21 protein-coding genes, 5 tRNA genes and 3 pseudogenes are annotated in these 16647 nt (G+C 37.0%); 5 read left to right on the top strand and 24 right to left on the bottom strand.

The window, feature by feature from the left end; genetic code table 11:
- From BST93_RS03825 to BST93_RS03805, 5 genes and pseudogenes are all read left to right on the top strand, one after another.
- Positions 1 to 225, top strand: a 225-nt coding sequence (locus tag BST93_RS03825) for an uL11 family ribosomal protein (protein WP_506736964.1), incomplete at its 5' end; no start/stop codon positions are given.
- An 11-nt stretch (positions 226 to 236) separates the two neighbouring features.
- Positions 237 to 933 (top strand): annotated as a pseudogene (gene rplA / locus BST93_RS03820) (50S ribosomal protein L1).
- A gap of 12 nt (positions 934 to 945) precedes the next feature.
- Positions 946 to 1461 (top strand): 50S ribosomal protein L10, encoded by a 516-nt coding sequence (rplJ, locus tag BST93_RS03815; protein ID WP_042279754.1) that lies wholly within the window; start codon positions 946 to 948, stop codon positions 1459 to 1461.
- Positions 1462 to 1508: 47 nt separating this feature from the next.
- Complete coding sequence (gene rplL, locus BST93_RS03810) at positions 1509 to 1886, top strand: 50S ribosomal protein L7/L12 (RefSeq protein WP_042279757.1); 378 nt, start codon at positions 1509 to 1511, stop codon at positions 1884 to 1886.
- A gap of 125 nt (positions 1887 to 2011) precedes the next feature.
- Positions 2012 to 3507 (top strand): annotated as a pseudogene (locus BST93_RS03805) (DNA-directed RNA polymerase subunit beta family protein); the annotation flags it as partial.
- A 149-nt stretch (positions 3508 to 3656) separates the two neighbouring features.
- Here BST93_RS03805 and BST93_RS14825 read toward each other — a convergent pair.
- From BST93_RS14825 to BST93_RS14455, 24 genes and pseudogenes are all read right to left on the bottom strand, one after another.
- Complete coding sequence (locus BST93_RS14825; RefSeq protein WP_373420733.1) at positions 3657 to 3947, bottom strand: hypothetical protein; 291 nt, start codon at positions 3945 to 3947, stop codon at positions 3657 to 3659.
- Positions 3948 to 4165: 218 nt separating this feature from the next.
- On the bottom strand, positions 4166 to 4462 hold the full coding sequence (locus BST93_RS14820; protein ID WP_373420731.1) for a hypothetical protein: 297 nt from the start codon (positions 4460 to 4462) through the stop codon (positions 4166 to 4168).
- Positions 4459 to 4617 carry a hypothetical protein gene (locus BST93_RS14815; RefSeq protein WP_373420730.1) on the bottom strand — a complete coding sequence of 53 codons (159 nt, stop codon included), beginning with the start codon at positions 4615 to 4617 and terminating at the stop codon, positions 4459 to 4461. Before BST93_RS14815 ends, BST93_RS14820 begins: the two co-directional genes overlap by 4 nt.
- 345 nt (positions 4618 to 4962) lie before the next feature.
- A pseudogene (gene rplL, locus BST93_RS03795) lies at positions 4963 to 5339 on the bottom strand (50S ribosomal protein L7/L12).
- Between the two features lie 48 nt (positions 5340 to 5387).
- Positions 5388 to 5903, bottom strand: a complete 516-nt coding sequence (gene rplJ, locus BST93_RS03790; RefSeq protein WP_042279754.1) for a 50S ribosomal protein L10 — start codon at positions 5901 to 5903, stop codon at positions 5388 to 5390.
- A 12-nt stretch (positions 5904 to 5915) separates the two neighbouring features.
- Positions 5916 to 6614 (bottom strand): 50S ribosomal protein L1, encoded by a 699-nt coding sequence (gene rplA, locus BST93_RS03785; RefSeq protein WP_042279751.1) that lies wholly within the window; start codon positions 6612 to 6614, stop codon positions 5916 to 5918.
- Between the two features lie 11 nt (positions 6615 to 6625).
- The gene (rplK, locus tag BST93_RS03780; protein ID WP_042279749.1) at positions 6626 to 7066 is read right to left on the bottom strand and encodes a 50S ribosomal protein L11; all 441 of its coding nucleotides are present in this window, start codon (positions 7064 to 7066) and stop codon (positions 6626 to 6628) included.
- Between the two features lie 67 nt (positions 7067 to 7133).
- A complete protein-coding gene (gene nusG / locus BST93_RS03775; protein ID WP_105018150.1) occupies positions 7134 to 7688 on the bottom strand; it encodes a transcription termination/antitermination protein NusG in 555 nt (184 codons plus the stop codon).
- Positions 7689 to 7700: 12 nt separating this feature from the next.
- The gene (secE, locus tag BST93_RS03770) at positions 7701 to 7898 is read right to left on the bottom strand and encodes a preprotein translocase subunit SecE (RefSeq protein ID WP_042279746.1); all 198 of its coding nucleotides are present in this window, start codon (positions 7896 to 7898) and stop codon (positions 7701 to 7703) included.
- A 36-nt stretch (positions 7899 to 7934) separates the two neighbouring features.
- Positions 7935 to 8007: transfer RNA gene (locus BST93_RS03765), tRNA-Trp, on the bottom strand.
- A gap of 82 nt (positions 8008 to 8089) precedes the next feature.
- The gene (tuf, locus tag BST93_RS03760; protein ID WP_042279745.1) at positions 8090 to 9277 is read right to left on the bottom strand and encodes an elongation factor Tu; all 1188 of its coding nucleotides are present in this window, start codon (positions 9275 to 9277) and stop codon (positions 8090 to 8092) included.
- Positions 9278 to 9384: 107 nt separating this feature from the next.
- A tRNA-Thr gene (locus tag BST93_RS03755) sits at positions 9385 to 9456 on the bottom strand.
- A gap of 93 nt (positions 9457 to 9549) precedes the next feature.
- Positions 9550 to 9622 (bottom strand) — tRNA-Gly (locus tag BST93_RS03750).
- 42 nt (positions 9623 to 9664) lie between these two features.
- Positions 9665 to 9745 (bottom strand) — tRNA-Tyr (locus BST93_RS03745).
- Positions 9746 to 9775: 30 nt separating this feature from the next.
- Positions 9776 to 9849 (bottom strand) — tRNA-Thr (locus BST93_RS03740).
- Positions 9850 to 9945: 96 nt separating this feature from the next.
- Positions 9946 to 10245, bottom strand: coding sequence for a ribosome hibernation-promoting factor, HPF/YfiA family (gene hpf, locus BST93_RS03735; protein WP_042279744.1), 300 nt, complete (start codon positions 10243 to 10245; stop codon positions 9946 to 9948).
- A 21-nt stretch (positions 10246 to 10266) separates the two neighbouring features.
- On the bottom strand, positions 10267 to 11148 hold the full coding sequence (locus tag BST93_RS03730) for a tyrosine-type recombinase/integrase (RefSeq protein WP_105018120.1): 882 nt from the start codon (positions 11146 to 11148) through the stop codon (positions 10267 to 10269).
- Between the two features lie 67 nt (positions 11149 to 11215).
- Positions 11216 to 11410, bottom strand: coding sequence for a 30S ribosomal protein S21 (rpsU, locus tag BST93_RS03725; RefSeq protein ID WP_042279738.1), 195 nt, complete (start codon positions 11408 to 11410; stop codon positions 11216 to 11218).
- Positions 11411 to 11498: 88 nt separating this feature from the next.
- A complete protein-coding gene (locus BST93_RS03720; RefSeq protein ID WP_105018119.1) occupies positions 11499 to 12668 on the bottom strand; it encodes an acyl-CoA dehydrogenase family protein in 1170 nt (389 codons plus the stop codon).
- Positions 12669 to 12694: 26 nt separating this feature from the next.
- Positions 12695 to 13552: a helix-hairpin-helix domain-containing protein gene (locus BST93_RS03715; protein WP_105018118.1), complete on the bottom strand. Its 858-nt coding sequence runs from the start codon at positions 13550 to 13552 to the stop codon at positions 12695 to 12697.
- A 9-nt stretch (positions 13553 to 13561) separates the two neighbouring features.
- Complete coding sequence (locus BST93_RS03710) at positions 13562 to 15646, bottom strand: amino acid carrier protein (protein ID WP_105018117.1); 2085 nt, start codon at positions 15644 to 15646, stop codon at positions 13562 to 13564.
- Positions 15647 to 15720: 74 nt separating this feature from the next.
- Positions 15721 to 15984 (bottom strand): cation:proton antiporter regulatory subunit, encoded by a 264-nt coding sequence (locus BST93_RS14465; protein ID WP_258150475.1) that lies wholly within the window; start codon positions 15982 to 15984, stop codon positions 15721 to 15723.
- Entirely contained in the window at positions 15981 to 16286 is a 306-nt protein-coding gene (locus tag BST93_RS14460) for a potassium channel family protein (protein ID WP_258150474.1), read from the bottom strand. Before BST93_RS14460 ends, BST93_RS14465 begins: the two co-directional genes overlap by 4 nt.
- A gap of 11 nt (positions 16287 to 16297) precedes the next feature.
- On the bottom strand, positions 16298 to 16647 hold a 350-nt coding region (locus tag BST93_RS14455), incomplete at its 5' end, for an ion channel (protein ID WP_258150473.1).

Raw genomic sequence — 16647 nt, 5'->3', positions numbered from 1 at the left:
CCACCAGCAGCAGTACAAATTTTAGAAGCAGCAAAGTTAAAAGGTGGTAGTGGTGAACCTAATCGTAAAAAGGTAGGTACTATTACTTGGGATCAAGTTAGAGCAATAGCTGAAGACAAGATGCCAGACTTAAATGCTTTTACAATCGAAAGCGCAATGAGAATGGTCGCAGGAACTGCGAGATCAATGGGTGTTAATGTTAAAGGTGGTGAGGCACCTGCTTAAATTTAGTTATTATGGCAAAATTGACGAAAAATCAAAAGGCAGCAAACGCTAAATTCGATAAGGCACAGTCTTACTCACTAGCAGACGCTTCAAAATCGTTAAAGACACTAGTTCGGCAAAATTTGATGAGTCAGTTGACTTAGCTGTTCGTCTTAACGTAGATCCTAGAAAAGCGAATCAAATGGTTCGTGGTGTCGTAACCTTACCACATGGTACTGGTAAAGATGTGAAAGTACTTGCTCTTGTTACTCCAGATAAGGAAGAAGAGGCAAAAGGTGCTGGAGCAGACTTTGTTGGTCTTGATGAGTATCTTGATAAAATCAAGGGTGGTTGGACTGATGTTGACGTAATTATCACTATGCCTAGTGTTATGGGTAAGTTAGGACCTTTAGGTCGTGTATTAGGACCACGCGGTCTTATGCCTAACCCTAAAACTGGTACAGTTACTATGGATGTGGCTAAGGCTGTGTCTGACGTTAAATCCGGTAAAATCGATTTCAAGGTTGAAAAGAACGGGATTGTTCACGCTGCAATAGGAAAAGTATCTTTTGATGCTGAAAAAATTGCAGGTAACGCAAGAGAGTTAATTAATACATTAGTTAAGTTAAAACGACAGCAGCTAAAGGAGTTTATATCAAAAGTATCCACTTGTCTAGTACAATGGGTCCTGGTGTAAATGTAGATGCTAAACGTTTTGCAGACGATTAAAAGATCTAGATCATGACAAGAGAACAAAAAGCAACTGTTATACAGGACTTGACTGCAACGTTAGGAGAAAACTCTACTATTTACCTTGCAGATATATCTGGACTTAATGCTTCTGATACATCTAATTTAAGAAGAGCATGTTTTAAAGCTAACGTAAGTATTGCGGTAGTTAAAAATACACTACTTGCAAAAGCAATGGAAGCTTCTGATAAGGATTTTGGTGAATTGCCAGAACTTCTTAAAGGTAACACTTCTATAATGTTGTCTGAAGTAGCTAATGCTCCAGCTAAAGTTATTAAGAACTTTCGTAAGAAATCGGATAAGCCTTTATTAAAAGGTGCTTATATCGAGGAAGCAATTTACGTAGGTGATGATAAGTTAGATTCATTAAGTGAAATCAAGTCTAAAGAAGAAATGATTGGAGAAATCATTGGTCTTCTACAAAGCCCTGCTAAGAATGTTGTCTCTGCTCTTCAATCGGGTGGTGGTAAACTTGCAGGAATCCTTAAAACACTATCAGAAAGATAGTAAACAATTAGTACGCAATTATTTTATATAATTTTAAAACGATAGAAATGGCAGATTTAAAAGAATTCGCAGAACAGTTAGTTAACTTAACTGTTAAAGAAGTAAATGAATTAGCAGACATACTTAAAGACGAGTATGGTATTGAGCCTGCTGCTGCAGCTGTAGCTGTTGCAGGTGGTGCTGCTGCAGGTGGTGGAGACGCTGCTGAAGAGCAAACTGAATTTGACGTAATCCTTAAAGCAGCTGGTGCCTCTAAATTAGCTGTAGTGAAGTTAGTTAAAGAATTAACTGGTGCAGGTCTTAAGGATGCGAAAGGTCTTGTTGACAACGCTCCATCTCCTATTAAAGAAGGTGTAGCTAAAGATGAGGCAGAAGCTCTTAAAGCTCAGCTAGAAGAAGCTGGTGCTGAGGTTGAGTTAAAGTAATTTAACATTACCTATATATAAAGGTTTAGACCTGTTGAGCAAGGCTCACAGGTCTAGACCATTTTGCGTATAATGATGAGACGTCATCAACAACGCTATTTTTAACCATTTAATACCGTGCATTGATGCTAGCAACAAACACAGAGAGAATTAACTTTTCAACGGTAAAGAACAAAGCAGAATATCCTGATCTGCTCGATATCCAAATCAAATCGTTTCAGGATTTCTTTCAGTTAGAAACTAAATCTGACAAGAGAGAAAATGAAGGTCTTTATAATACCTTCATGGAAAATTTCCAATCACAGATACTCGCAATCAATTTGTTCTCGAGTTTCTAGATTACTTTGTGGATCCACCACGTTACTCTATCCAAGAGTGTATTGAACGTGGGCTTACTTACAGTGTTCCACTTAAATCAAGATTAAAATTATATTGTACCGATCCAGAACACGAGGATTTTGAAACTATTGTTCAAGATGTTTATTTAGGTACAATCCCATACATGACTCCATCTGGTACTTTCGTTATCAACGGAGCTGAGCGTGTTGTTGTTTCCCAGTTACACCGTTCTCCTGGTGTGTTCTTTGGACAGTCATTTCACGCAAATGGTACTAAATTATATTCAGCACGTGTAATTCCATTTAAAGGATCATGGATTGAATTTGCGACAGATATTAACAGTGTAATGTATGCTTATATCGATCGTAAAAAGAAATTACCTGTAACAACTCTTTTCCGCGCAATTGGTTATGAAAGAGATAAAGATATTCTCGGAATCTTTGATCTTGCAGAAGAGGTAAAAGCTAGTAAAACAGGATTAAAAAAATATCTAGGTCGCAAATTAGCAGCTCGTGTTCTTAGAACATGGCATGAAGATTTTGTAGACGAGGATACAGGAGAAGTTGTATCGATCGAGCGTAATGAAATCGTATTAGATCGTGATACTGTCCTAGAAAAAGAGCATATCGATGAAATAATCGATTCTCAGGCAAAGACTATACTTTTACATAAGGAAGATATGATGTCTGCAGATTATGCTATCATTCACAATACTTTACAAAAAGACCCTACCAATTCAGAAAAAGAAGCGGTAGAGCATATTTATAGACAATTACGTAACGCTGAGCCGCCAGATGAGGAAACTGCTCGTGGTATCATCGATAAGTTATTCTTCTCTGATCAGAGATATAACTTAGGTGATGTAGGGCGTTATCGTATGAATAAAAAATTAGGTCTTGATATTGACATGAGTAAGCAGGTTCTTACAAAGGAAGATATCATTACTATAATTAAATACTTAATTGAATTAATTAATTCAAAAGCAGAAATCGATGATATCGATCACTTATCAAACCGTCGTGTACGTACAGTAGGTGAGCAATTATCATCTCAGTTTGGTGTTGGTCTTGCTCGTATGGCAAGAACAATTCGTGAGCGCATGAATGTAAGGGATAACGAGGTTTTTACACCTATTGATCTTATTAATGCCAAGACGCTTTCATCTGTAATTAATTCGTTCTTTGGAACTAATCAGCTATCTCAGTTTATGGATCAAACGAATCCATTAGCAGAGATTACGCATAAAAGACGTCTGTCAGCATTAAGGTCCAATGGTGTAAATCTCGTTATCCCTTACATTCATGCGCTCACGAATTGTTCTTGCCATACGAGCAAGACCAACACCAAACTGAGATGATAATTGCTCACCTACTGTACGTACACGACGGTTTGATAAGTGATCGATATCATCGATTTCTGCTTTTGAATTAATTATTCAATTAAGTATTTAATTATAGTAATGATATCTTCCTTTGTAAGAACCTGCTTACTCATGTCAATATCAAGACCTAATTTTTTATTCATACGATAACGCCCTACATCACCTAAGTTATATCTCTGATCAGAGAAGAATAACTTATCGATGATACCACGAGCAGTTTCCTCATCTGGCGGCTCAGCGTTACGTAATTGTCTATAAATATGCTCTACCGCTTCTTTTTCTGAATTGGTAGGGTCTTTTTGTAAAGTATTGTGAATGATAGCATAATCTGCAGACATCATATCTTCCTTATGTAAAAGTATAGTCTTTGCCTGAGAATCGATTATTTCATCGATATGCTCTTTTTCTAGGACAGTATCACGATCTAATACGATTTCATTACGCTCGATCGATACAACTTCTCCTGTATCCTCGTCTACAAAATCTTCATGCCATGTTCTAAGAACACGAGCTGCTAATTTGCGACCTAGATATTTTTTTAATCCTGTTTTACTAGCTTTTACCTCTTCTGCAAGATCAAAGATTCCGAGAATATCTTTATCTCTTTCATAACCATTGCGCGGAAAAGAGTTGTTACAGGTAATTTCTTTTTACGATCGATATAAGCATACATTACACTGTTAATATCTGTCGCAAATTCAATCCATGATCCTTTAAATGGAATTACACGTGCTGAATATAATTTAGTACCATTTGCGTGAAATGACTGTCCAAAGAACACACCAGGAGAACGGTGTAACTGGGAAACAACAACACGCTCAGCTCCGTTGATAACGAAAGTACCAGATGGAGTCATGTATGGGTTGTACCTAAATAAACATCTTGAACAATAGTTTCAAAATCCTCGTGTTCTGGATCGGTACAATATAATTTTAATCTTGATTTAAGTGGAACACTGTAAGTAAGCCCACGTTCAATACACTCTTGGATAGAGTAACGTGGTGGATCCACAAAGTAATCTAGAAACTCGAGAACAAATTGATTGCGAGTATCTGTGATTGGAAATTTTCCATGAAGGTATTATAAAGACCTTCATTTTCTCTCTTGTCAGATTTAGTTTCTAACTGAAAGAAATCCTGAAACGATTTGATTTGGATATCGAGCAGATCAGGATATTCTGCTTTGTTCTTTACCGTTGAAAAGTTAATTCTCTCTGTGTTTGTTGCTAGCATCAATGCACGGTATTAAATGGTTAAAAATAGCGTTGTTGATGACGTCTCATCATTATACGCAAAATGGTCTAGACCTGTGAGCCTTGCTCAACAGGTCTAAACCTTATATATAGGTAATGTTAAATTACTTTAACTCAACCTCAGCACCAGCTTCTTCTAGCTGAGCTTTAAGAGCTTCTGCCTCATCTTTAGCTACACCTTCTTTAATAGGAGATGGAGCGTTGTCAACAAGACTTTCGCATCCTTAAGACCTGCACCAGTTAATTCTTTAACTAACTTCACTACAGCTAATTTAGAGGCACCAGCTGCTTTAAGGATTACGTCAAATTCAGTTTGCTCTTCAGCAGCGTCTCCACCACCTGCAGCAGCACCACCTGCAACAGCTACAGCTGCAGCAGCAGGCTCAATACCATACTCGTCTTTAAGTATGTCTGCTAATTCATTTACTTCTTTAACAGTTAAGTTAACTAACTGTTCTGCGAATTCTTTTAAATCTGCCATTTCTATCGTTTTAAAATTTATATAAAATAATTGCGTACTAATTGTTTACTATCTTTCTGATAGTGTTTTAAGGATTCCTGCAAGTTTACCACCACCCGATTGAAGAGCAGAGACAACATTCTTAGCAGGGCTTTGTAGAAGACCAATGATTTCTCCAATCATTTCTTCTTTAGACTTGATTTCACTTAATGAATCTAACTTATCATCACCTACGTAAATTGCTTCCTCGATATAAGCACCTTTTAATAAAGGCTTATCCGATTTCTTACGAAAGTTCTTAATAACTTTAGCTGGAGCATTAGCTACTTCAGACAACATTATAGAAGTGTTACCTTTAAGAAGTTCTGGCAATTCACCAAAATCCTTATCAGAAGCTTCCATTGCTTTTGCAAGTAGTGTATTTTTAACTACCGCAATACTTACGTTAGCTTTAAAACATGCTCTTCTTAAATTAGATGTATCAGAAGCATTAAGTCCAGATATATCTGCAAGGTAAATAGTAGAGTTTTCTCCTAACGTTGCAGTCAAGTCCTGTATAACAGTTGCTTTTTGTTCTCTTGTCATGATCTAGATCTTTTAATCGTCTGCAAAACGTTTAGCATCTACATTTACACCAGGACCCATTGTACTAGACAAGTGGATACTTTTGATATAAACTCCTTTAGCTGCTGTCGGTTTTAACTTAACTAATGTATTAATTAACTCTCTTGCGTTACCTGCAATTTTTTCAGCATCAAAAGATACTTTTCCTATTGCAGCGTGAACAATCCCGTTCTTTTCAACCTTGAAATCGATTTTACCGGATTTAACGTCAGACACAGCCTTAGCCACATCCATAGTAACTGTACCAGTTTTAGGGTTAGGCATAAGACCGCGTGGTCCTAATACACGACCTAAAGGTCCTAACTTACCCATAACACTAGGCATAGTGATAATTACGTCAACATCAGTCCAACCACCCTTGATTTTATCAAGATACTCATCAAGACCAACAAAGTCTGCTCCAGCACCTTTTGCCTCTTCTTCCTTATCTGGAGTAACAAGAGCAAGTACTTTCACATCTTTACCAGTACCATGTGGTAAGGTTACGACACCACGAACCATTTGATTCGCTTTTCTAGGATCTACGTTAAGACGAACAGCTAAGTCAACTGACTCATCAAATTTTGCCGAACTAGTGTCTTTAACGATTTTTGAAGCGTCTGCTAGTGAGTAAGACTGTGCCTTATCGAATTTAGCGTTTGCTGCCTTTTGATTTTTCGTCAATTTTGCCATAATAACTAAATTTAAGCAGGTGCCTCACCACCTTTAACATTAACACCCATTGATCTCGCAGTTCCTGCGACCATTCTCATTGCGCTTTCGATTGTAAAAGCATTTAAGTCTGGCATCTTGTCTTCAGCTATTGCTCTAACTTGATCCCAAGTAATAGTACCTACCTTTTTACGATTAGGTTCACCACTACCACCTTTTAACTTTGCTGCTTCTAAAATTTGTACTGCTGCTGGTGGAGTTTTAATTACAAAATCAAAGGACTTGTCACTATAAACAGTTATAGCAACAGGCAACACTTTACCTGCCTTATCCTGAGTTCTAGCGTTAAACTGCTTACAGAACTCCATAATGTTCACTCCAGCCGCACCAAGAGCAGGTCCTACAGGAGGAGATGGATTTGCAGCACCACCTCTAACCTGCAACTTTACAATCTTAGATACTTCTTTTGCCATTTTTAAATTGTTTCAAATTTTGATAACCGTAAGTGGAAGCCTAACTAGTTATCTGAATAGGTAACATTTATATTTTTTCGACTTGCATATAGCTTAATTCCAATGGTGTTTTTCTCCCGAAAATCTTAACCATTACTTCTAGCTTACGCTTCTCTTCATTAACTTTTTCTATATTCCCATTAAATCCATTAAAAGGACCATCAACAACTTTGACAGTTTCCCCAACTTTGTAAGGAATAGACACATTATCGGTTTGCTCTGCAAGTTCATCAACTTTACCAAGCATTCTATTAACTTCTGACTTTCTTAATGGTACAGGATCTCCACCTTTAACCTCTCCAAGAAACCCAATCACACCATTAACAGATTTAATAACATGTGGAACTTCACCTTCTAACCTAGCTTGTATCATTATATGCCCAGGAAAAAAGACACGTTCTTTATTAATTTTTTTACCGTTCCTAATTTGAACAACCTTTTCAGTAGGAACCAGAATCTGCTTTAAATAATCTGACAACCCATGATGAGCTATCTCGGATTCTATGTAGTCTTTAATTTTATTTTCTTGACCACTCACCGATCTTACCACATACCATTTCATTACATCCTTTTCTTCACTCATCTCTATGTATGATTATCCGTTAATGACCCATTCAAAATATCTATCGATTACACCATTAAAGACATAATCAATACCTGCCACAACTAAAGCAAAAACCACTGAAAACACAGCTACAGTTACCATAGATTTTTGTGCCTCAGCCCAAGTAGGCCAAGAAACATTTTCTGATAACTCATTAAACGAATTTTTTACATAAGATACTAATCCCATAAGTATGCTATTTTAATAAGCCTTTCAGCTTTTGTGCGCAGGTTGAGAGGCTCGAACTCCCGACACCTGGTTTTGGAGACCAGTGCTCTACCAACTGAGCTAAACCTGCATAGTTAAAGGTCGCCCTTTAACAAGTGAAAAGTATCCTTTCTTTATTCAAGAAAGGATACTTATAATATTAATACTTGAAATTAATCAAGGATCTCAGTTACCTGACCAGCACCAACTGTTCTACCACCTTCACGGATAGCAAAACGTAAACCTACGTTAAGTGCAATTGGCTGAATAAGTTCAACCTCAATAGTTAAGTTATCTCCAGGCATAACCATTTCAACACCGCTTGGTAATTTGATATTACCAGTTACATCAGTTGTACGAACGTAGAACTGTGGACGGTAGTTATTATGGAATGGAGTGTGACGTCCACCTTCTTCTTTCTTAAGGATATAAACCTCAGCCTTAAAGTGTTTGTGTGGAGTTACTGAACCAGGAGCAGTAATTACCATACCACGAGAGATTTGATTTTTATCAATACCACGTAATAAGATACCTGCATTATCTCCAGCCTCACCTCTATCAAGGATCTGACGGAACATTTCAATACCAGTAATAGTAGAAGTCAATTTCTCAGCTCCCATACCGATAATCTCAACAGGATCTCCAGTATTTGCAACACCAGTCTCGATACGACCAGTAGCAACAGTACCACGTCCAGTAATAGAGAATACATCCTCGATAGGCATCAAGAATGGCTTATCCATATCACGTACTGGCTCTTCGATCCATGCATCAACTTGGTTCATTAATTCAAGAACAGTATCAACCCACTTTTGCTCACCGTTAAGTGCACCCAAAGCAGACCCCATAACTACTGGTCCATTATCACCATCATACTCATAGAAACTTAGTAACTCACGTACTTCCATCTCAACAAGCTCTAATAATTCCTCATCATCAACCATGTCAACCTTGTTAAGGAAAACAACAATACGAGGAATACCTACCTGACGACCTAATAGGATGTGCTCACGAGTTTGTGGCATAGGACCATCAGTCGCAGCAACCACTAAAATAGCACCATCCATTTGCGCAGCACCAGTAACCATGTTCTTTACATAGTCGGCGTGACCTGGACAGTCAACGTGTGCATAGTGACGGTTTTGAGTTTGGTACTCTACGTGCGAAGAGTTAATTGTAATACCACGCTCTTTTTCTTCAGGAGCATTATCGATCTGGTCAAAGCTTCTTGCTTCAGAATAACCAGCATCAGCAAGCACCTTTGTGATAGCAGCAGTAAGAGTAGTCTTACCGTGGTCTACGTGACCAATTGTACCTACATTAAGGTGCGGTTTGGAACGATCGTACGTTTCTTTAGCCATAATTATAGTCTTAGTTTATATTAGTGTTTCAATTTAAAAACCATTTAATTTACAAAATGGCTTATACCACAAATGGCCCCTAATTGAGACCTTTTTCATCTTAATTGAGCCAATGACGAGATTTGAACTCGTGACCTCTTCCTTACCAAGGAAACGCTCTACCCCTGAGCTACACCGGCTTTTATTATGCTTTCGCGAAAGCGTAATAGCCAAAGGCATATTTTAAGCATCACATCTCGTTAATGCTACATCACACCAAGGTGCAATAATTGAGCGGGAGACCGGGTTCGAACCGGCGACATTCAGCTTGGAAGGCTGACGCTCTACCAACTGAGCTACTCCCGCTTAAAGAAATTACTTTAACATAATTTCATAATAATGTGTTTGTGGGGAGAGCAGGATTCGAACCTGCGAAGGTTGCCCAACGGAGTTACAGTCCGTCCTCGTTGACCGCTTGAGTATCTCCCCAATGCTTACACATTTATTTCAAAAAACTTGAGCCGATAGAGGGACTCGAACCCACGACCTGCTGATTACAAATCAGCTGCTCTAGCCAGCTGAGCTATATCGGCTTTAAACTCTTTTTGTCTTCACAAAAACAGCCCGTTGTTTTAACGGACTGCAAATGTAAACCTATTTTTTAATTCACAAAAAAAAATTAAAAAAAATTAATGAGAAATTAATTTTTCCTTGCGGCGCTTGAGCTGACGCTCCAATGCAGCAGCACATTCGTCAATACATTGCTCAAAAGTTTTACATGTTTTTGTAGCAACCATATCGTCTCCTGGCACGAATAACCTTACCTCAGTAATCTTATTTTCCTTATTACTAGTCTTTTGAACTTTCAAATAAACATCGGCGCTTATAATTTTATTATAATACTGCTCTAATTTATCTAACCTTTTTTGAATGAACTCAATTAACTTGATGTCCGCATCAAAATTTACTGATTGCACGTTTACTTTCATAATCTTACGTTTTTGAGGTTACTATTTCTTTGAGCGCGGATGAGCATTTTTATAAACTCCTTTTAAACTAGCCATACTAGTATGTGTATAAATTTGTGTTGACGACAAACTAGAATGACCTAAAAGCTCTTTAACCGCATTTAAATCTGCTCCTTCATCTAGTAAATGAGTTGCAAAAGTGTGCCTCAATACATGAGGACTTACTTTTATCTTACTAGACACCTTACTAAAATACGATTTTATAATTCTATAAACAAGAGACGGGTATATTTTATCACCTTTAACTGTAATCAATAATGTGTCCACATCTCGTTTATCCATAAACACCCGCAACCTTAAATAATTGTCCAACAACCAATACAAACGATCGGTTACCGGCAGGATGCGTTGCTTATTTCTTTTTCCTACAACGCGTATTGTTCTAGCAGATTGCTCAAAGGAGCTGATTTTAAGACTAATTAACTCTTCTCGGCGAATTCCTGTTAAATAAAGTAACTCAATAATTAATCTATCCCTACAATTTTCAAAATCTTCTATATCGATTTTTTCATTAAGCACCTTCAACACTTCTTCTTTGGAAAATGGCAAGGTCAATCTTTTAGAAGTCTTTATACTTTTATGATGCAATAGTGGGTTTTCCTTGATTACATCAATTCTCTTTAAAAATTGAAAGTATGTTTTAAGCGCAGTTATTTTTCTATTTACAGATTGAGCTAGCAGTCCCTCTTCTAACAAGAATGCGATATAAGATCTTATCACCTGATAATTAACCTCATTTAAATTTACACCTTCAAATTCACAAAACTGTTTAAACTGGTACAAATCTCTATCATACGCCTTTAAAGTATGGGCTGAGTATCCCTTTTCAACTGATAAGTATTCTATGAAATTTTCAATAAACATAAAAAAACCGCTAGAAAGTAAATTTAAACATTTCTTTCTAGCGGTTAAACTTTAAACTAAAGAGTTCTTAGATATTCTCTTGATCTCTTAAGTGCTGAATGTATTCAGCTTTAATCTTTTGTGCTCTTTTTGCTACAGACGGCTTTGTAAACTGTTGTCTTCTTCTTAGTTCACGCATCTTCCCTGTACGATCAAATTTTCTTTTGAAACGTTTTAGAGCTCTATCGATATTTTCTCCTTCTTTAACTGGTATTATTAACATAGTGGCATCACCTCCTTTCTTTAGCGAGTGCAAAAATACATTTATTTTTTAATTCTAGTAATAAAAGATGTATTTCCTGGCAAATAAATTATTTAGCAGCAGGTTTGTAGTCTTTACCGTCAAGTTCCATTTTTGCTATTATCTCACGCATAATTTCACTCGTACCACCACCAATAGGCCCTAAGCGACTATCTCTCCACATACGTGCAAGAGGATATTCTTCTATATATCCATAGCCACCTAAATATTGTAAGCATTGATAGATTACCTCATCTGCTATTTTAGTAGATACTAACTTTGACATACTTGCCTCTTTAACAGGATAAAGCCCTTTATCTAGCTCCTCGGCAATGTTATAATTGAAACATTTTGCCATTTCAACCTCACTTAGCATATCGGACATTTTATGGCGTAATGCCTGAAATTTGTCCAATGACTTTCCAAACGCCTGTCTATCTCTCATATATTGAGCGGTGTATTCCAGCGCGTATTCTGCTCTAGCATGAGCATTGATACCCATTATTAATCTCTCAAGAGCAAAGTGCTGCATTATGTACGCAAATCCTTTACCTTCTTCACCCATCAGGTTTTCAACTGGTACACGCACGTTATCAAAACCTATCTCACCAGTATCACTTGCTCTCCATCCCAATTTATTTAGTTTAGTAGCGCTTATACCAGGCGTCTCACGATCCATTACGAATATGCTAATACCTCTTCCTTTTGCGTCAGGATCAGTTTTTGCAGCAACAACCAGATAGTCTGAATAGACTCCATTTGTTATGAAAGTTTTTGATCCATTAATTATATAATGATCTCCTTCCTTTACAGCGGTAGTTCTCATACCAGCCACATCACTTCCTCCAAATGGTTCTGTTATACCCAAACACCCTATTTTTTCACCTGTTAAAGTAGGAACAAGATATTCTTCCTTAATTCTCTCATCACCTTCCTTAAGCAAATGCTGTGCACCTAGAAATGCTTGTACCCACATCGCTGCCGCAAACCCACCTGAGTTAATACGCTGCATTTCTTCTAAAAAAATAACAGTATAGAAAAAGTCAAGATCAAGACCTCCATATTTTTCAGGATAATAAAGACCAAAGTAGCCCATCTCTCCCATTTTTTGGAAAATCTCTCTATCAATTTGACCGGTTTCCTCCCATCGTTCAATATGAGGAAGGGCTTCTTTTTGAAGAAAATCTCTAAAACTCTGTCTGAATGCGTTGTGTTCTTCGGTAAAGTATTTTGAGTACATATAAAATTATCGTATAATATTTCTAGTTAGTCGAGCGTCAAATATAACTGAATTAGGGCCAATTTCTCTTCAGGGAAACGGGAAGTTAACAGTACTTTATCCCAGCTCTTAAATCCATCTCGTAATGTGCGTTGCTCTATTAAAGCATCAACCAAGTAGTCGTTAAAATATGGAATGCTTAACAATTCTTCTCTTGTGGCGGTATTCAATGCTATTTTAATATGAGAAGCGTTGTTTGTCAAATAGAATTTTTCTTTGATCCTTATAAAAGTAGAATCAGGCAAACCATAAACTGATTGTACTTGCAACATATCAACAAAGCCACCTAATCTATCTCTTTCATTAATTATTTTCTTTGCTGTAGCAGGCCCTACGCCATACACCGACCTCAAATCATTATTAGTAGCTTGATTTATGTTTTTGCGAACATGGGTTCGTTTATTGGTGTAAGTCCTAGTTTGGTTTTTATTTTCTGTCACCCATTTAGGGAATTTAAAAAAGGGTCTTATACTATCCAACCATTTATCACTTACACCAGTCACCTCTTTAAATTGCCTAGTAGAGTTGATCCATTTTCCGCTTTCGCGAAAGCGTAATAATCTATCTATTTCCTCAACAGTCAACCCTAATTTATAGCCTTTAAAATCTGTAATGTAATTAGGATTGAATGGATAGATGGTATCACGTTTTCTTTTTTGTAAGGCTATTAAGGAATCTATCTGACCTTGATAACCTTCAATTCTAGACACGCTTAATTGGTTAGACGATTCAGTTGATTTTGTATATCCGTAAAATCCTATCGCAATTATTAATAAGATGCTTAATACAAAAATCCCTCTGAGCTGATTTTTAGTAAAAGCAAAGAGGGATTTAAATTGATTCATAAAACTGTATTATGCATCTTTTTTCAAGCCTAATTCTCCTGATTTAAGCTTACGCCAGTATTCATTAAGATCACGTTTAACTTCACCTGACATTAGATACAATCCAATAATATTAGGGAACGACATAGCAAGTATCATCATATCTGAAAAGTCTAGAACAGCACCCAACGATACAGAAGAACCTATAACTACAAAGATTAAGAAAATCATTTTATAAGCAATCTCTACCATACGACCTTTCCCAAAAAGATAGGTCCAAGCACGCATTCCATAATAAGACCAACTTATCATTGTACTAAATGCAAAAAGGAAAATTGCTCCTGCTAAAACATATGGGAACCAAGATATAACACTACCAAAGGCATCAGAAGTAAGTTGAGCTCCTGTAAGTCCTTCTACCTCGTGCATTCCTGTGAAGATTAATACTAAAGCCGTAAGTGTACAAACCACTACAGTATCGATGAAAGGCTCTAACAATGCAACAAAACCTTCAGAAGGTGGATGATGCGTCTTTGCAGCACTGTGAGCAATTGCAGCAGACCCTACACCAGCTTCATTTGAAAAAGCCGCACGTTGAAATCCAATGATTAACACCCCAATAACACCACCTTTTAATGCCGAAGGACTAAAAGCACCATCAATGATGGCAGAAAATGCAGGCCCTACATTCTCTATATTAATAATTATAACCGCTAGCGCTGCTATTATGTAGACACTAGCCATGAATGGAACAATTTTACCTGTAACTTTTGCGATACTTTGGATACCACCAATTATTACCACACCTACTAACACTGCTGTTATTATACCAAATATAAATCCATGTCCTTCTAGGAAAGTAAATTGAGTTGCTAGACCTTCAAAAGCTTGATTAGACTGGAACATATTACCACCACCAAAGGAAGCTCCAATTGCAAGTACTGCAAATAAAACTGCCAATACTTTACCTAATCCTTTTTTATTTTGTTTTTCAAGACCATATCTCAAGTAGTTCATAGGACCACCATAAACAGCTCCTGTACTTGAAATATCTCTATATTTTACACCAAGAGTACATTCCACAAATTTTGAAGACATACCTAGTAGTCCTGCTACTATCATCCAAAATGTAGCTCCTGCTCCACCTATTGAAATTGCTACAGCTACACTCGCTATATTTCCTAATCCTACAGTTCCTGAAACTGCTGTTGCCAAAGCCTGGAAGTGAGTAACCTGACCTGGTGCTGTTGGGTCATCGTACTTTCCTTTTGCAAGATCTATGGAATGCTTAAATCCTCTAAAATTGATGAATCCCATTCTCAATGTAAAGAATAAAGCCCCTAGCACTAACCAAATTACAATAAACGGAATAGGCTTTTGTTGAACATCACCATTAGGATGAAGTAAAGGAACCTTTTCATCATACTTAACTTGTGCAAACAAATGAGCTCCTGTTTCTATAACATCGCCACTGTTTTCTCCATTATAAATAACGTCCCCAGGATTAAGGTCTTTACCACGACTTTGTAAGTGGTTAAATTCACCACTAGCTGGTGAGGAAACAACCACATCTTGACCATTTTCTACTGCTACAATAGCAACCTCATCACCTTTTTTTACTTTTTCACCGTCGTTTTTCAACCATTGTTTAAGCGTGTACTTATTTGCATCTCCAGCTTCCCAGTTAGGTATAGAAATCTTTTTTGATTCTGCATAAACAACTGGATCGTAAATTCCAATTGCCGAAAATAAATCCCAGAACAGTACATTCCCCAAAGCTCCTACAGCAGGCACGGCAGCACCATTCAAATGCTCTACTATACTTTCTGCTTTAACTTCGTATACTCCTGCCACGTTATTTCCATCGGCATCTGTTACCTCAACTGTATAATTAATCCCTTCAGTAAGTGAAGTTGCGGTATTTGATTTTAATGGAGTGGATTGATTGGACCATTTGTAAGTATATGGTGCTTTACCACCTGACACAGTAACGGTAATAGAACCATCATTTATCTCTGATGTCGGGTTAGTAGTTTGAGCCTTTAAAATAAGCTCTTGTGCGTTACCTAACGTGGTTATAAGAAAGGCAGCAACCAGTATGTAAATACTCCTCATATATTAAATTTGATTAAACAAGGCAGCAATATCTTAAAAAATATTGCTAATTAAAATTTAAAAGTGATAAACCCTTAGTCTCCTATGCGATATACCTTTTGTAAATGTTGTATTTGATTGGTATTTCCAACTACTATTATTTTTGATCCAGGAACTAATTCTATCGAGGGATCAGGATTTACAATATAATCTCCATTAGGATTTTTATACCCAATAATTGTACAACCAGTTTCTTTTCTTAGGTTTAAATCTAGAATATTGCAAGACCTTTGGTGATCAAACATTTGCTCAAATGAAACTTGTTCTAGATTAACTCCATCATTACCACCATAACTCAAATTATCCCAAACTCTATTAAGTCTGGACTTACAATTAATGAAGCCATATGCTGCCCGCCTATTAAGTCAGGTAGGATAACGTTATTGGCTCCTGCGAGTTTAAGTTTACGCACAGTTGTCTCTTCACTTGCTCTTGATATAATCATCAACTTACTATTCAACTGCCTAGCACTTAAAACTACAAAGAGATTATCTGCATCATCAGGAAGAGCTGATATTAAAACACTGGCACGTTCGATTCCAGCGTTAAGCAAGGTTTCATCCTCGTTAGCATTACCCCTTAAAAAGTATTTACTATCCAAGCTAGCTTCATCTATAACTTCTTGATTTTTTCAAGAACTATAAAATCACGATTATAATCTTGTAACTTCTCAACCGCTTGACGCCCGTTGCGACCATAACCGCAAACAATAACATGATTCTCCATGTTCTTAATTTGTTTAAGTTGTCTTTTAAAAATAATATCTCGTACTGAACTTCGTGAAATTAAATACTCTGTAAAAACACTTACTGCATATCCCACTGCAACTACACTTACTAAGATAAGCGCTATGATGAATAACTTAGCTTGCGGCGATGGATTTCCAATTTCTCGATAGCCTACAGTAGTAATCGTAATCACCGTCATATATAGAGCATCGATCACGTCTAGATCCATGGTTA

This window comes from Nonlabens tegetincola, from assembly GCF_002954355.1.
In the GTDB taxonomy this organism is placed as follows: Bacteria; Bacteroidota; Bacteroidia; order Flavobacteriales; family Flavobacteriaceae; genus Nonlabens; species Nonlabens tegetincola.
The sequence above is the reverse complement of the archived record's forward strand: the minus strand, read 5'-3'. Positions and strand labels throughout refer to the sequence as shown.

What these genes read in the sequence shown, in the direction of transcription:
- rplJ (WP_042279754.1), top strand. Translation starts at nt 946, where the DNA reads ATGACAAGAGAACAAAAAGCAACTGTTATACAGGACTTGACTGCAACG.
- rplL (WP_042279757.1), top strand. Translation starts at nt 1,509, where the DNA reads ATGGCAGATTTAAAAGAATTCGCAGAACAGTTAGTTAACTTAACTGTT.
- BST93_RS14825 (WP_373420733.1), bottom strand. Translation starts at nt 3,947, where the DNA reads ATGATGTCTGCAGATTATGCTATCATTCACAATACTTTACAAAAAGAC.
- BST93_RS14820 (WP_373420731.1), bottom strand. Translation starts at nt 4,462, where the DNA reads ATGACTCCATCTGGTACTTTCGTTATCAACGGAGCTGAGCGTGTTGTT.
- rplJ (WP_042279754.1), bottom strand. Translation starts at nt 5,903, where the DNA reads ATGACAAGAGAACAAAAAGCAACTGTTATACAGGACTTGACTGCAACG.
- rplA (WP_042279751.1), bottom strand. Translation starts at nt 6,614, where the DNA reads ATGGCAAAATTGACGAAAAATCAAAAGGCAGCAAACGCTAAATTCGAT.
- rplK (WP_042279749.1), bottom strand. Translation starts at nt 7,066, where the DNA reads ATGGCAAAAGAAGTATCTAAGATTGTAAAGTTGCAGGTTAGAGGTGGT.
- nusG (WP_105018150.1), bottom strand. Translation starts at nt 7,688, where the DNA reads ATGAGTGAAGAAAAGGATGTAATGAAATGGTATGTGGTAAGATCGGTG.
- secE (WP_042279746.1), bottom strand. Translation starts at nt 7,898, where the DNA reads ATGGGATTAGTATCTTATGTAAAAAATTCGTTTAATGAGTTATCAGAA.
- tuf (WP_042279745.1), bottom strand. Translation starts at nt 9,277, where the DNA reads ATGGCTAAAGAAACGTACGATCGTTCCAAACCGCACCTTAATGTAGGT.
- hpf (WP_042279744.1), bottom strand. Translation starts at nt 10,245, where the DNA reads ATGAAAGTAAACGTGCAATCAGTAAATTTTGATGCGGACATCAAGTTA.
- BST93_RS03730 (WP_105018120.1), bottom strand. Translation starts at nt 11,148, where the DNA reads ATGTTTATTGAAAATTTCATAGAATACTTATCAGTTGAAAAGGGATAC.
- rpsU (WP_042279738.1), bottom strand. Translation starts at nt 11,410, where the DNA reads ATGTTAATAATACCAGTTAAAGAAGGAGAAAATATCGATAGAGCTCTA.
- BST93_RS03720 (WP_105018119.1), bottom strand. Translation starts at nt 12,668, where the DNA reads ATGTACTCAAAATACTTTACCGAAGAACACAACGCATTCAGACAGAGT.
- BST93_RS03715 (WP_105018118.1), bottom strand. Translation starts at nt 13,552, where the DNA reads ATGAATCAATTTAAATCCCTCTTTGCTTTTACTAAAAATCAGCTCAGA.
- BST93_RS03710 (WP_105018117.1), bottom strand. Translation starts at nt 15,646, where the DNA reads ATGAGGAGTATTTACATACTGGTTGCTGCCTTTCTTATAACCACGTTA.